Below are 13,816 nucleotides of genomic sequence, written 5' to 3' on the forward strand. Positions count from 1 at the left end.
GGCCCTCCGGGCGGCACACTGCAGACACGTACGTACGCACACACTCCCGTAACAGAAGCGGAGACTGGTAACTCATGGCCGCGAACAACCGCCGCATGTCCGGCAAGAAGGGCGCGCAGGTCGGCAGCGGCGGCAAGCGGCGCCGGAGCCTGGAGGGCAAGGGGCCCACGCCCCCCGCCGAGATGCGTAAGGGTCACCCCAAGCAGCGCGCCGCCCAGGCGAAGGCGCGCCGTGCCCACGGGCGGGCGCAGGCCCGGCGCGGCGGCGGCAGGTCGGCCGCCGAGCTCGTCGTCGGCCGCAACCCGGTCGTCGAGGCGCTGCGCGAGGGCGTGCCCGCCTCCACGCTCTACGTGCAGCAGTTCATCGACAACGACGAGCGGGTGCGCGAGGCGCTGCACCTGGCCGCGGAGCGCGGCGGGATCAACCTCATGGAGGCGCCCCGGCCCGAGCTCGACCGGATGACCAACGGGCTCAACCACCAGGGGCTCGTCCTGCAGGTCCCGCCGTACGAGTACGCCCACCCCGAGGACCTGCTCGACGCCGCCGCCGACGAGGGCGAGGACCCGCTGATCGTCGCCCTCGACGGGGTGACCGACCCGCGCAACCTCGGTGCCGTCGTCCGCTCGGTCTCCGCGTTCGGCGGCCACGGCGTCGTCGTGCCCGAGCGGCGCGCGGCCGGCATGACCGCCGGCGCCTGGAAGACCTCCGCCGGCACCGCCGCGCGGACGCCGGTCGCCCGCGCCACCAACCTGACGCGCGCCCTGGAGGCGTACAAGAAGGCCGGCGTCGTGGTCGTGGGCCTGGCCGCCGACGGGGAGGTCGAGGTCGGCGAGCTGGACGCGCTGGAGGGGCCCGTCGTCATCGTCGTCGGCAGCGAGGGCAAGGGGCTGTCCCGGCTGGTCGGCGAGACCTGCGACTTCCGGGTGCGGATCCCGATGCCGGGCGGCGCGGAGTCGCTCAACGCCGGTGTCGCGGCGGGCGTCGTGCTGTACGAGGCGGCCCGCAGGCGCGCCTGAACGGACGTTCGGCACCTTCACCCGCTCGGGGCGTTCTCCGTGTCCAGGGCGAGCTTGACGCGGTCCGGACAGATCCGGCGGGTCACGGCAGTGTCCTAACGACACGTCACTCGGTTAGATGAGTGTGGACACCAGAACACCCCGCACTCCCACGGGGGACCGCTCGTCGGGAATCGACGACGCTCCCGCGCTGAGCATGGTGAAGGTGCCGAGCGATCCGGCGCAGGTCATCGTCAGTCACGCGAGTTTCCGCGTGCAGCTGGGCGCCTCGGCACGGCGCATCCGGTCCCCGCGCATCGCACGGCACCTGAGCGCCACCGAGGACACCGCCCGCATGCCCGTCGTCGGCGCCGCCGCACCGGCGGGCGCGGGCGCCCGCCGCCGGCCGGTCATCTGGAGCGGCCGGTCCGATCCGGACGACACCGGCGCCCACCGGCTGCTCCAGGCCGTGCGCGGCGCCGGCGCCGACCGCACCGACCAGCAGTCCCTCGACGCCGGGGCCACCCAGGTCATCCCCCGCGTCGGCGACGACCCCGGGGACGACCTCACCCAGACCCTCGAGAACCCCGTCGTCGGACGCCAGCGCACCCCCCACACCGCCGGCACCCGGCTGCTGCCCCCCATGCGCACCGTCGGCAGCGCCTACGACGACCCCGCCTACGACCGGCCCGGCCACGGCGACGACGCGTTCGAGGACACCGGCGCCCACCCGGCGGCGGACGACGAGCCGGGGCGGCCGGCCAGACGGCACGCGGACGACCCGGCGCGGCACGCCTACTACCCCGGCCGCCGCATGAACCTCGGCGTCGTCCTGCTCCCGCTGCGCGTCTTCCTCGGCTCCGTCTCCGTCTACGCCGGCATGGGCAAGCTCTGCGACCCCGTCTACTTCGACGGCGGCAAGCGCGGGTCCATGGTGCAGTGGCTCACCACCCTGCACCCGTGGGAGGTCGCCGAGCCGCTGCGCCAGTTCGCCCTGGCGCACCCCGTCGGATCCGGCCTGGTCATCGCCTTCCTCCAGGTCATCGTGGGCGTCCTGACGGTCCTCGGCTGCTGGCAGCGGGTCGTCGCCGCGGTCGGCGCGGCGCTCTCGGCCGCGCTCCTCGTCACCGTCAGCTGGCGGAGCGTCCCCGTCTACGACGCCCCCGACATCATCTACCTCGCCGCCTGGTCCCCGCTGATCATCGCCGGCGCCCCCGTCTACTCCGTCGACGGCCGCCTCGCCGCCGGGGCCTGGCGCAGGCTCGGCCCCCGCGCCGGCATCTGGCAGCTGCGGCGGTACGTGCTGCGCCGCGGCGCCCTCGTGACCGGCCTCGCCACCGGTCTCACCCTGCTCGTCGGCTCGCTGCTCGGCGGCGCCGTCCGCGACGCCGACCGGGTGGTCGTCCCCGGCCCCGGCGAGGCCCCGCGCAACGAGCTGCCCGGCTCCCCGCTCCCGCAGGAGCCCGGCGAACGGCGGAAGCGGACCCCGTCGGCCTCCACCTCCCCCACCCAGGGCGCCACCGCGGGCACGGCCACCCCGTCCACCGGCGCCGCGACCACCCCGGGCGCGAGCCGGGAGACCGGTACCGCCACCGGCGGCGGGGCGCCCAGCCAGACCCAGGGCACCGTCGGCCAGGCCCCGCCCCGGCAGTCCTCCCCGGCCGGGCAGGCACCGAGCACCAGCTCCGGCCCGGCCTCCGCCGGCATCGCGACCGGCGGCACCGACAGCGGCTCGTCCGGCGACAGCGGCACCGGCACCGGGGGCGGTACCGGCAGCGGTACCGGCGGCGGTTCCTCCTCCGGGCAGCCGGGCCTGGTGGGCGGCCTGCTGGGATAGGGCTTCTCGGGCAGGGCCCGCCCGTACGCCGACGGGGTCCCGCACGTCATCCGTGCGGGACCCCGTCGGCGTGTCCGGGCCCCCGGGAGACCGGAGTCCTCAGCGGCCGAGTGCCGCCAGTTCCCGCGCCGCCTCCGTCAGGTCCTTCGCGGTGTCGATCGCGCGCCAGTAGGAGCCCTGCGGGATCGGGAAGCCGGCCAGGCGGCGTTCGCGGGCCAGACGCGGGAACGTGGTGCGTTCGTGGTCGCCGCGCTCCGGGAGCAGGTCGGCGAACCCGGGGGAGAAGACGTACACACCCGCGTTGATCTCGAAGGTCGACGGCGGGGCCTCGATGAAGTCGGTGATGTGGCCGAAGCCGTCCGTCTTGACCGCGCCCCACGGCAGGCGCGGGCGGGCCAGGGCGAGGGTGGCGACGGCGTCCCGCTCGGTGTGGAAGTCCGCCATGTCGCGCAGCGAGAACCGGGTCCAGATGTCGCCGTTGGTGGCGTACCAGGGCCGGTCGGGGCGGGGGAGGTGCGCGGCGGCGTACCTGAGGCCGCCGCCGCGGCCGAGGGGCTCCGTCTCGACGACGGTGGTGACGGAGACGGGCAGGTCGGCCGTGTCCAGCCACTTCTGCAGGACCTCGGCGAGGTGGCCGCAGGAGATCACCACGTCCGTCACGCCCTCCGCGGCGAGCCAGGACAGCTGATGGCCGATGATCGGCGTCCCCGTCCCGGGGATCTCGACCATCGGCTTGGGCCGGTCGTCGGTGTACGGCCGCAGCCGCGAGCCCTGGCCACCGGCCAGGATGACGGCTTGCACGGGACGGGACGCTGCGCGCGGATCGGTCATGACCGAACTGTACGTCGCGTCCCGCCGGCGGCCGCCGGTCGTCCGGTGCGGCCCTGCCGTGCGGTGCCCGGCAGGGCCGTGCTCAGCGGTGCGCGGCGGTGACGCCGGAGGCGAAGGAGGTGTCGCAAACGGGCCGCGCGTAGGACTGGGCGCGCGTCGGGCCGTAGACCCGGACCGCGGCGCGGCCGAGGGCGCGGGCGATGGAGGCGCAGTGCCGGGCCAGCGAGGGGCGGCCGTTGACGGCCTCCTGGAGGTGGGTGAGGGCGACGCCCGGGTCCTTCTCGTGCAGTTCGGTCAGCAGCCGGTCGCGCAGCACGTCCTGCGGGGCGCGGGCCGCGGTGCCCGGGCCGGCCTGGGGCCGGGACGCGTCCGCGGCGGCGAGCACCGGGTTCGAGGAGTTCCCCGACCAGTCGACCCGGGTGACCGCGAGGGTCCCGGAGAGCACCAGGACGACGGGCAGGACGAGGGCGAGGGAGCGGCCGATCCGGTGGGCGGGGCCCCGGCCGTGTCGCGTCTGTGGGGTGGTGGTGTGCTTCACGCGAGTGAGGGTAGCGTCCGGTAGTGATTTGGCGACATTCAGTCACCGGTTCGGGGGATGCGGAACCGCCCGGAAACGGGTAGCGGGTTGACGCACACTGTTCGAAACGTCCGGTGTGCCGGGGTATTCGGCGGCAACGGGAAGGGCCCCGCAGCAGGCTGCGGGGCCCTCTTCGTCGATCCGGGCGGACCGGCCGGGCGCGCCGGGACTTCCCGGGGCCGCCCGGCACCGGCGGGCGGGATCAGTCGGACAGCCGCTCGCCCGTGGAGGTGGAGAACACGTGGGTCTCGCCGGAGCGCGGCACGACGTGCAGCCGGCTGCCCTTCTCCGGGACGTCCCGGCCGTTGACGCGGACCACCAGGTCCTTGGAGGCGTCGCCGACCTTCGCGGTGCCGTAGACGTACGCGTCGGCGCCCAGTTCCTCGACGACGTTCACGGTGACCGCCAGGCCCAGGTCGGAGTCCGCGCCGGCCACGTCGAAGTGCTCGGGGCGGACGCCGACGGTGACCGTCTTGTCGGTGGTGGCGGACAGCGCGTCGCGGTCGACCGGCACGACCGAGTTGCCGAACTTCACGCCGCCGTCGGTGATCGGGACCTCGACCAGGTTCATCGCCGGGGAGCCGATGAAGCCGGCCACGAAGAGGTTCGCGGGCCGGTCGTACATGTTCCGCGGGGTGTCGACCTGCTGGAGCAGACCGTCCTTGAGGACCGCCACGCGGTCGCCCATCGTCATGGCCTCGACCTGGTCGTGGGTGACGTAGACCGTGGTGATGCCGAGGCGGCGCTGGAGCGACGCGATCTGCGTACGGGTGGAGACGCGGAGCTTGGCGTCCAGGTTGGACAGCGGCTCGTCCATGAGGAAGACCTGCGGCTCGCGCACGATGGCGCGGCCCATGGCGACACGCTGGCGCTGACCGCCGGAGAGCGCCTTCGGCTTGCGGTCCAGGTACTGGGTGAGGTCGAGGATCTTCGCGGCCTCCTCGACCTTCTGCCGGATCTCCGCCTTCGGCACGCCCGCGATCTTCAGCGCGAAGCCCATGTTGTCCGCGACCGTCATGTGCGGGTAGAGGGCGTAGTTCTGGAACACCATGGCGATGTCCCGGTCCTTCGGCGGCAGGTGGGTGACGTCGCGGTCGCCGATGCGGATGGCGCCGGCGTTGACGTCCTCCAGGCCCGCGAGCATCCGCAGGGAGGTGGACTTGCCGCAGCCGGACGGGCCGACCAGGACGAGGAACTCGCCGTCCGCGATCTCGATGTCCAGGGCGTCGACGGCGGGCTTGTCGGAACCCGGGTAGATCCGGGTCGCCTTGTCGAACGTGACAGTGGCCATGGTGAATGGGCCCCCTTCTACCGGCAGGAACGTGCCGGACGATCCGTTGTAGGAAGGTGGTGCCACGACGGATGGCTCCGTTGTGGTGTAGTCCACACAGGTGAACCGGATCAGGACGGTACCTGCCGTTCACCTGATCTGTCAGCACCTGTGGACGAGTGAACTTCGCCGAAATTTTCGATCCGGTCCGGGTGCGGGGGCGGCGCGGTGTCCTCCTCGTGCCGCGCGTAGCGCCGCGCGAGGACGGCCACGGCGCCGGCGACCGCCCGCCGCAGCGCGGGCGGCCCCAGCACCTCCGCCTCCGTGCCGAGCCGCAGCAGGTCGCCCACCGCGACCGCCTCCGTCTCGACGGCCAGCTCCACCACGACCCAGCCCTCGCGGTCGGGCGGCCCGGCGCCCTCCAGGGCGCGCACCCCCGCCGCGCCGAACTGCATGGGCAGCAGCCGCCGCGCCCGCGGGGAGATCCGCAGCCGGGCGGTCCCCCGGTGCACCGCGGCCTCCAGGCGCCGGGAGGACTCCGCCCAGTGGGCGGCCAGGTCGAAACCGCCGGGCCGTTCGAAGCGCTCGTCCGTCAGCTCGGCCTCCAGCAGGCGCGAGACCCGGTACGTCCGTACCGTCTCCGCCCCGTCCGCCAGGGCCACCACGTACCAGATGCCGCCCTTGAGGACGAGGCCCAGCGGGCGCAGTTCCCGGCGCACCTCGCCGCGCCACCGCCGGTAGTGCGCCCGCACCACCCGCTGCTCCCACACCGCCCGCGCGACCGTCTCCAGATGCGGCACCGGATCGGCGTCCCGGAACCACGCCGGCGCGTCCAGGTGGAACCGCTCCTGCATCCGCCGGGCCTGCTCGGCGAGCTCGGCCGGAAGGGCGGCCTGCACCTTGGACTGGGCCGTCGCGAGCACCGCGCCCAGCCCCAGGTCGCGCGCCGGCCCCGGCGCCCCGGCGAGGAACAGCGAGCCGGCCTCGGCGTCGGTCAGCCCGGTCAGCCGCGTGCGGTACCCGCCGACCAGCCGGTACCCGCCGAGCGGCCCGCGGTCGGCGCACACCGGCACACCGGCCGCGCCGAGCGCCTCGACGTCCCGGTAGACGGTGCGGACCGACACCTCCAGCTCGGCCGCGAGTTCGGACGCGGTCATCCGGCCGCGGTTCTGCAGCAGCAACAGCAGGGCGAGGAGACGGTCGGCACGCATGGCGCTCATTGTTCGCCCGCGCCTCGCCGGGCCGTACGGCCGTACCTGACAGGAGGTGTCAGGTACGGCGCCCAGGGTGGTCCCCGCGGCACGGCGGCGGGCCGTGCCGCGGAACGAAAGGACAGCCATGCCCACCACCCGGACCACCGGCCACTTCACCTTCGCCGACTGGAAGGAGCAGCCCGTCGGCCCCGCCGACGCGAACCCCCGGTTCGCCCACGCCTCCGTCACCAACACCTTCTCCGGGGGCATCGAGGCCGCCGCCACGCTCTGCGAGTACTCCATCGTGTACGTGACGGAAAGGACCGGCTCCTTCGCCGGCATGGAGGTGCTGGCGGGCCGGCTCGACGGGCGCGAGGGCGCCTTCGCGGTCGAGGAGCGGGGCTCCTTCGACGCCGACGGGACCGTGCACTGCACGTTCGAGGTGGTGCCCGGCTCGGGGACCGGGGAACTGACCGGGCTGCGGGGCCGCGGCGACTTCACCGCGCGGCACGGGCAGGCGGCCGTGCCGTACGCCTTCGAGTACGAGCTGGAACCCCGGGAGTCGGAGCGCCGGGGAGCGGAACTTCATGGATAGGAGAAACGCGCTCTGTGTACAGTGGAGCAGCCCTCGCGCACGGCGCCGCCGTGCGCGGCGCCTCCTTAGCTCAGCTGGTTAGAGCGCCGCTCTTGTAAAGCGAAGGTCGTCGGTTCGAATCCGACAGGGGGCTCACCGTTCCACCTGGGTCAACGCCCCCACGATCCAAGATCGTGGGGGCGTTGACGGCAGATCTTGACGGCAGTCCCGCCTAACGGCGCCGCTTCAGCAGCCGGTCCATGTGCCCCATGGCCTCCCGCCGGTCGCCGTCGCTCACGTGCGTGTAGACGTTCATCGTCACCGCGATCTGCGAGTGCCCCAGGATCTCCATCACGGTCCGCGGCGCGACGCCCGCGGCGAAGAGCAGGGACGCACAGCCGTGGCGAGTGTCGTGCAGACGCACCTTCGGAAGGCCGGCGGACTCTGAGAGCCGCAGGAACGACCGGTAGAGATTCCGCGGCTCGATCGGCCGGCCGCTGCGGGTCGTGAACACGTGATCGCTCTCGTGCCAGTCCGCACCGGCCGCCGCACGCTGCTCCGCCTGCCGCAGACGCTGCCACCGGAGCGGCGCGACGCACATCCGTGGCACCGGGATCACCCTCGTGCGCCGGTTCTTCGTCGTGTCGAGGTACAGCTCCTTGCCGCCCCGATGCAGGGTGGTCCGGACCGTGAGGGTCCGCCGGTCGAGGTCCACGTCCCGCCACTGCAACCCGAGGATTTCCCCTCGTCGCAGCCCGAGGACGACCGCCAGGACGAACGCGGCGTAGAGCGGATCTGCCCGTGCGGCTTCCAGGAACGTCAGCGTCTCGTCCAGCGACCAGGGGCGCAGTTCACGCGGCTCCACCTGCGGGGCTGGGACCAACTGGACAACGTTGCGGCTGATCAGTTCCTCACGGCACGCCGCCGTGAGCGCCGTACGCAGGACCCGGTGCGCCTCCTTCGCGGTCGCGGCCGATGCCTGCGCGGTCACCTTGGAAATCATCTGCCGGACGTTCGCCGTGGTCAGCGACTCCAGCCGTCGACTGCCCAGCAGGGGCACGAGGTACAGCCGTACGTGCATCTCGTACTTCACGTAGGTCGTCCGCTTCCGGTGCGGCCGGACGTGTTCCTCCAGCCAGTACGGCAGCCACTCGGAGAGCTTCGCCGACCGGGACGGCGTCGGGATGCCCTGGCGGTCGCGGCGCACCAGTTCCTGCCGCTTCTCGTCGCACTCCTCCCAGGTGGCGCCGTAGACCGTTTTGCGCTTGCGGGTGCCGTCGGGCTGGGGGACGTAAACGCGCGCCTCGAAGCGCCCGTCCTTGCGCTGCCAGATGCTGCCGGCGCCGTTCGGGTTCCTCTTGCGGGGTGCCATCAGGCTGCGTTCTCCTCCAGTCGGCTGTGCATGTAGTGGCGCACGGCGTCGACCGGGATGCGGCGGGACCGGCCGGACGTGTAGCTCGGGAGCTGCTTGGTGCGGATGAGGTCGTAGACCTTGCTGCGGCTGAGGCGCAGCGCGGCCATGACCTCCGGAACGGTCAGTGCCTGCGGTTCGGTCGGAACGACGGTGAGCACGTCGGAAACCTCCGTGGAAGGGCGGGGGCGTCCGGCCCCCTTCTGGAAGTCCGCTACTTCCGCTACCTCCGCTACCGCGCAGGTCAGGGGCCTGTTGGGGGTAGCGGGAGGGGGTAGCGGTAGCGGATGGGTAGCGGGGCGGTAGCGGCAACCGTGGCCGGTTGCCGCTACCGCATCAGGGCTGGTCAGGCCGCGTTTTCGGTGCTGGGTAGCGGAGGTAGCGAACTTTCCGGGGGTGGGGGGCAGTAGCGGGCCCACGCGTCGGCGAGATCGGCGGCGTAGTAGCCCTTCAGCACGCTCCCGCCCGTCTTGATGTTGCGGGAGGTGATCGGCTCGTTGTCGGCCGTCATGTACTCGGCGAGCATCTTGGACAGGCGTCGGTTGTCCAGCGGCTTGCCGTGAAGGTCGGCCCAGGGGGCGTCGTCCAGGGCGTTGAGCCGGTCCAGGATGGCGACGGTGGGCAGGCGGTCGATGCCGACCATGACGTGGTCGCGCAGGTCGGTCAGCAGCCGTACCCCGAGACTGCCCTTGTCGTTGGCCTTGGACGCGGTGACCAGCTCCACACAGGCGGCGCGGGCCCGCTCGGGCCAGGCGCCGCCGGCGGCATCGGCGACCGCGATCAGCGGTTCCCACACGTCGGCCGGCCGGTCGGTCACCCCGTCCGGCATCTCCGGCCACGCCCCCATGACCACGTCGCGGACTTGCTCGGCCCAGGCGGCGAGCCGGTCACGGAGTTTGTGCCCCTCGGCTTCATGGACGCGGGCCCGGAAGGGCTCCACGCGCTCGTTCCTGGCCCGGCGGCGCATGCGGATGATGACCGAGCGGGACAGGATCGTGTCGGGCAGCGAGCCGAGGCCGGCGACCGCGACCGCGCAGTACGAGGGGAACGCCTGCACGCTCTGCTGCCCACCATCGCCGATGCACCGGTAGGTCACCCCGGTACGGCGATGCCCGGCATTCAGGAAGCCGCGGAGTTCCTCGTTGTCCCCGGCCTTCGGACCGAAGACGGTGTCGATCTCATCGAACAGGATGGTCGGCTTGGCGGTGCCGGCGGACACGGACCGGAACAAGGCGGCGGCGGATGCGTTCACCGCCGTCATGGGCTGCGGCACGAGGGTTTCCACGATCTCCAGCGCCCGGGTCTTACCCGAGCCGGGCTCGGGGGAGAGGAACGCGAGCCGGGGGGTGGAGTCGAAGCAGTCGAGCAGGTGCGCGTGCGCGTCCCACAGGGCAACCGCGACGAACGCGGCGTCGGTGGGGAAGACGTTGAACCGGCGGTGGAAGGTTTCCACCTCATCGAGCAGCGCGGCCCCGTCGATGGACGTGGTCATGCGGCGGCCCTTCCTTCCTGGGGGTTGCGCAACGGGCAGGCGGTGCGGTGGGTGGAGGGGTCGGCGATCAGGGCGAGGACGCGGGCGCGGCCGACAGCGCTGCGGTCACGGCCGCACTCGCACCTCGAGGTGGCGGTGGGCACGGCGCGGCCGGGGGCGACGATGTGCAGCCACGCCACGGGGAACCGCCCGTCGGTCGGGCGCGGGTCAGGGCGAAGAGCAGTTCGGACGCCCTGGCGGGCGGCGCCTTTCGGCTCGCCCACGGCCGCCGGGCCCGCAGGTGGTGCGGCGGCCGTCGGTCGGTGGGTGGCGGGGAGGCTCTTAGGAGGCGGGGGGAGGGTCATGCCGCCTCCCGCTTGCCGGCCGGGTTATGGGCGATGGACCAGTCCAGACCCCGGCGGATCACGTCGTCGTAGTAGCGCTGCGACTGGGTGGCGTTGCTCGCCGCCCCCCTACTAAGAGCCTCTTCGACCTCCGCGCGGGTCAGGTCGCCGGATGCGACCAGCCGCCCCAGTGCCCGTGCGGCGCGCAGCAAGGTGGCGTTGCGGGTGCCGTCCGCGGCGGTGGCCACGTTGCGCACCTCGCCCCGCAGCGCCGCCGCCGCGTACCCGCTCGCGCGGGTGGTGACCGGCACAGAGGTGGCCTGTGCGGGCCGCTGCGGCGGTTTCAGGGCCTCGTACAGCCACTGGGGCAGCACGGCGGGTGGGCGGTTGTCGATGACGGTGTAGGGGCCGTGGGGGGTGGTGCTGCCGGCGGCGACGACGTACCCGCCCCAACCCCGTGTGTCGATCTTCCTGGCGAGGCGTCCGGCGGTGGAGCGCAGCCGGGCACCGGGCGGCTGGAGGAAGTACAGGTGCTCCCCGCCGCGCGCGGTCCGCACCCGGTAGGTGTCGGGGACGGTCTGCCCGGCGCGCTCGCAGAGCGCCTTGAAGTTGGCGACGCCGTCAGGCGTTCCTTCCGGCTCGTGCGGCTTGCACGTGTCCAGGTCGACCACGAGCAGCCCCGAGGGGCCGGTGGCGATGGCCACGTTGTAGGGCTGGTGGGTCCAGGCGGCGGTGATCAGGTCGATGTCGGTGGTGGCGCGCTGCTCGGGCGTCTTGTGGCCGTCCGAGCAGCGCCCGGTGCCCGGGCAGCGCTTCTCCGAGTGCCCGGCGGGGCGCTTGTCGCCGGGACGCAGCGGGAAGACCCGCCAACCACGGCCGGCGGCCTCGATCGCCCACGCCAGCAGCTCCAGCCGGGCCAGGTCCGTGATCACAGGAGCGGTCATGCGGCCACCTCCCGCATCGGGAAGCACGGCGAGCCGGCCGCTCGCCGGATGAGGGTGGGGTGCGTCATGCTGGGAGACCTCCAACGGGTCTAGAAGGGCTGGTTGGATAAGGGCGGCCGCCGTCTTGTGGTGAGGGGCGGTCGCCCGCAGACATCCCCAAGCGACGCGAGCCGCGTCGGTGGGGAACACAGCCCCTAGGAGTAAGGGGCTGGGGTATTTCGCGAGGCGTTGTCAGTGATGCCGGCTACGTTGATCACACGCGTGCGCGGGTCGCCCCGTGCCGCGTCTGATCGTTCGGTGCGTCTACGGGAGGACTTGATGACGGCGTGGTTGGTGCTGGCGAAGGCTGGTAGTAAGCGGATCAGCGAGGGCTACGATGACAACCCCGCCACCCACTACAGCTGGGACAGCACCGTCCCCAATCACGCGGCCTTGAAGGCCGGAGACGTGATCGCATTGTGGGACGGTGATGAGCTATTGGGCTTGTCCGTGATCGAGGACATCACAATCGGCCGGGGCGAGAAGGAAACCCCATACTGTCTCAAGTGCGGTAAGGCGGACGTGGCCGAACGGAAGAAGAAGCTGCCCCGGTTCGTCTGTTGGAACCAAGAGTGCAAGCACGAATTTGACCAAGCGGGTTGGAAGACCAAGCAGGTAACCACCTACCGCAGTCGACACGAAGCCGGCTGGGTCGACGCGCGCGGCACCCTGACCGCGCCGGAACTACGTGCCCTCTGCGTAAAGCCGGCATCACAAAACTCATTGCGTGAGCTGCGCTGGGACGACTTCCATCACGCCCTCACCCACGGTGGTGTGCCCCTGCCGCTGCGCGTGGTCGACATCGCTCAGCAGATGATCGCCGGCGGCCACGGAACCGCAACCATCCGCGTCCGCAAGGGACAACCGGCCTTCCGTAAGCATCTGATTCAGATCTTTGGAGAAGTATGCGCGTTTACCGGTCCCGCACCCGTCCAGGCGTTGGAGGCCGCGCATCTGTACAGCTATGCGGCCAACGGCAAGCACCACAAGGGCGGCGGCCTGTTGCTCCGTCGGGACCTGCACCGTCTCTTCGACCTCGGGTTGATCACCGTCAACCCGATTACCAAGACCCTGCGCCTTGCGGATGAGGTGAAGGCGTACCCGGACTACGCCAAACTGGATAACGCCCCGCTCGCGGTGGCCGTGACGGCTGACCACATTAAGTGGCTGGCCAAACACTGGGACATGCATATGGCGTCCGCTCCGGAGGCTGTTGTTCCACACCAGGTCAGTCCCCTCGACACGGTCACCACCTAAGCAGCCATCATGCGAAATGAGATCAGCGAACGGCGTCCGGGCCTGGTGAAGCGTCCCAGACGCCGCTACTTCCCCCTCGGAGAGGAACTTGCGGTGCTGACCGCCCACGGCGGCCGGTGTGTGTACTGCCTGGCTCCGTCGCAGGTAAAAGATCATGTCATCGCCGTTGCCTCTGGCGGGGATGACGACTGGCGTAACCTTGTACCCGCCTGCGATCCGTGCAACGAGAGGAAGGGCAACCGCACCGTCGCGCAATTTGCCGCTTACCAGCTGACGGAACGACAGCCGCAGGGGTACTACCGATTTGGGCAATTGACCGATGAGTCAGACCATTTACGCCGCATGCTCGCCCTGTGGTCCGAACGTATCGAGATCACTTGCGTCGAGCTACTTCACCAGCGGCGGTTGGACTGGTTTCGGAGCCACTTCGTCAGCACACACTTCAACGCTCGCACCACTCCCACGATCAGGGTGAAGGCAATTCTGTGCCGATCTTTCTTTGCCGGGCACATAGCTGCGGCCGAAGCGGCTGGATGGCCTACGGAATCCCGTGCTCCTTTCCGCATCCTTCAGCCACGTCAATGGCACGAACCGCTCTCCGATGATCCGGACGACTGGCGCAACCTGTAGGTCATCGAACCTCAGCCGTGGAAGTGGTTGCGCTTGATGACGGCCTTGCGGATGTTGACCGTGGTCCCGGCCCTGCTGTCCCGGCTCGTGCCGAAGACCTGGACGGCGATGAAGCCGCCGAAGATGACGGCGGTGAGGATGATGAGCTGGGTGATGAACGCGGTCAGGGCGGCGATGAACGACGTGAGCAGCAGCAAGCCCCCGCACGCCGCGAGGAAGCCGACGCCTCCGAGGGCGACGTTCACCGCCGTCCGCGAGACGGCCGGCTTGACGGTGACCGGCTCGGGCTGGGCGGGGCTGACGGCATAGCCGGTGACGATCCGCCCGTCCGGTAGGACGACGCTCGCGACCGCCGGGACCGTGCCCGGCTGGAGGGGGACGGCTGGTGTCGGGTGGACGGGGAGGTGCGGGAGCGGGGTGGGGTAGTGGACTTCCACGGCCCG

At 71.7% G+C, this 13,816-nt stretch carries 15 protein-coding genes and 1 tRNA gene; 6 read left to right on the plus strand and 10 right to left on the minus strand.

The window, feature by feature from the left end:
• Positions 1-74: 74 nt before the first annotated feature.
• Positions 75-1,016 carry a 23S rRNA (guanosine(2251)-2'-O)-methyltransferase RlmB gene (gene rlmB / locus ACIBAI_RS27085; protein ID WP_399038231.1) on the plus strand — a complete coding sequence of 314 codons (942 nt, stop codon included), beginning with the start codon at positions 75-77 and terminating at the stop codon, positions 1,014-1,016.
• Positions 1,017-1,134: 118 nt separating this feature from the next.
• Positions 1,135-2,832: a DoxX family membrane protein gene (locus ACIBAI_RS27090; protein ID WP_399038233.1), complete on the plus strand. Its 1,698-nt coding sequence runs from the start codon at positions 1,135-1,137 to the stop codon at positions 2,830-2,832.
• Between the two features lie 99 nt (positions 2,833-2,931).
• Here ACIBAI_RS27090 and ACIBAI_RS27095 read toward each other — a convergent pair whose 3' ends face one another.
• The 4 genes from ACIBAI_RS27095 to ACIBAI_RS27110 form a co-directional block, all read right to left on the minus strand.
• Complete coding sequence (locus tag ACIBAI_RS27095; protein WP_344601627.1) at positions 2,932-3,663, minus strand: nucleotidyltransferase family protein; 732 nt, start codon at positions 3,661-3,663, stop codon at positions 2,932-2,934.
• Positions 3,664-3,745: 82 nt separating this feature from the next.
• The gene (locus tag ACIBAI_RS27100) at positions 3,746-4,201 is read right to left on the minus strand and encodes a hypothetical protein (protein WP_399038235.1); all 456 of its coding nucleotides are present in this window, start codon (positions 4,199-4,201) and stop codon (positions 3,746-3,748) included.
• Positions 4,202-4,442: 241 nt separating this feature from the next.
• A complete protein-coding gene (locus ACIBAI_RS27105) occupies positions 4,443-5,531 on the minus strand; it encodes an ABC transporter ATP-binding protein (RefSeq protein WP_399038237.1) in 1,089 nt (362 codons plus the stop codon).
• A 110-nt stretch (positions 5,532-5,641) separates the two neighbouring features.
• Complete coding sequence (locus ACIBAI_RS27110; RefSeq protein WP_399038239.1) at positions 5,642-6,721, minus strand: helix-turn-helix transcriptional regulator; 1,080 nt, start codon at positions 6,719-6,721, stop codon at positions 5,642-5,644.
• Positions 6,722-6,848: 127 nt separating this feature from the next.
• On the opposite strand from ACIBAI_RS27110, the gene ACIBAI_RS27115 reads away from it, so the two are divergent.
• Together ACIBAI_RS27115 and ACIBAI_RS27120 are read left to right on the plus strand one after the other, a co-directional pair.
• The gene (locus ACIBAI_RS27115) at positions 6,849-7,298 is read left to right on the plus strand and encodes a DUF3224 domain-containing protein (protein WP_399038241.1); all 450 of its coding nucleotides are present in this window, start codon (positions 6,849-6,851) and stop codon (positions 7,296-7,298) included.
• Positions 7,299-7,357: 59 nt separating this feature from the next.
• Positions 7,358-7,431: transfer RNA gene (locus ACIBAI_RS27120), tRNA-Thr, on the plus strand.
• A gap of 78 nt (positions 7,432-7,509) precedes the next feature.
• On the opposite strand, the gene xerC is transcribed toward ACIBAI_RS27120, so the two are convergent.
• The 5 genes from xerC to ACIBAI_RS27145 all read right to left on the minus strand — a co-directional run bounded on the left by xerC (position 7,510) and on the right by ACIBAI_RS27145 (position 11,447).
• Positions 7,510-8,649, minus strand: a complete 1,140-nt coding sequence (xerC, locus tag ACIBAI_RS27125) for a tyrosine recombinase XerC (RefSeq protein ID WP_399038243.1) — start codon at positions 8,647-8,649, stop codon at positions 7,510-7,512.
• A complete protein-coding gene (locus tag ACIBAI_RS27130) occupies positions 8,649-8,849 on the minus strand; it encodes a helix-turn-helix domain-containing protein (protein ID WP_344601638.1) in 201 nt (66 codons plus the stop codon). Before ACIBAI_RS27130 ends, xerC begins: the two co-directional genes overlap by 1 nt.
• Before the next feature lie 185 nt (positions 8,850-9,034).
• Entirely contained in the window at positions 9,035-10,180 is a 1,146-nt protein-coding gene (locus tag ACIBAI_RS27135; protein ID WP_399038245.1) for a DUF3631 domain-containing protein, read from the minus strand.
• Complete coding sequence (locus tag ACIBAI_RS27140; RefSeq protein ID WP_344601641.1) at positions 10,177-10,359, minus strand: hypothetical protein; 183 nt, start codon at positions 10,357-10,359, stop codon at positions 10,177-10,179. Before ACIBAI_RS27140 ends, ACIBAI_RS27135 begins: the two co-directional genes overlap by 4 nt.
• A 161-nt stretch (positions 10,360-10,520) precedes the next feature.
• Complete coding sequence (locus tag ACIBAI_RS27145) at positions 10,521-11,447, minus strand: bifunctional DNA primase/polymerase (RefSeq protein ID WP_399038247.1); 927 nt, start codon at positions 11,445-11,447, stop codon at positions 10,521-10,523.
• 318 nt (positions 11,448-11,765) lie between these two features.
• Here ACIBAI_RS27145 and ACIBAI_RS27150 point away from each other — a divergent pair, with 318 nt between their 5' ends.
• Both ACIBAI_RS27150 and ACIBAI_RS27155 read left to right on the plus strand, forming a co-directional pair.
• The gene (locus ACIBAI_RS27150) at positions 11,766-12,743 is read left to right on the plus strand and encodes an HNH endonuclease (RefSeq protein WP_399038249.1); all 978 of its coding nucleotides are present in this window, start codon (positions 11,766-11,768) and stop codon (positions 12,741-12,743) included.
• A 9-nt stretch (positions 12,744-12,752) separates the two neighbouring features.
• Positions 12,753-13,373, plus strand: a complete 621-nt coding sequence (locus ACIBAI_RS27155) for an HNH endonuclease (protein WP_399038250.1) — start codon at positions 12,753-12,755, stop codon at positions 13,371-13,373.
• Positions 13,374-13,384: 11 nt separating this feature from the next.
• On the opposite strand, the gene ACIBAI_RS27160 is transcribed toward ACIBAI_RS27155, so the two are convergent.
• The coding region (locus ACIBAI_RS27160) for a hypothetical protein (protein WP_399038252.1) at positions 13,385-13,816 on the minus strand (432 nt) is incomplete at its 5' end.

Source organism: Streptomyces sp. NPDC051041 (assembly GCF_044456065.1).
Lineage (GTDB): Bacteria > Actinomycetota > Actinomycetes > Streptomycetales > Streptomycetaceae > Streptomyces > Streptomyces glaucus.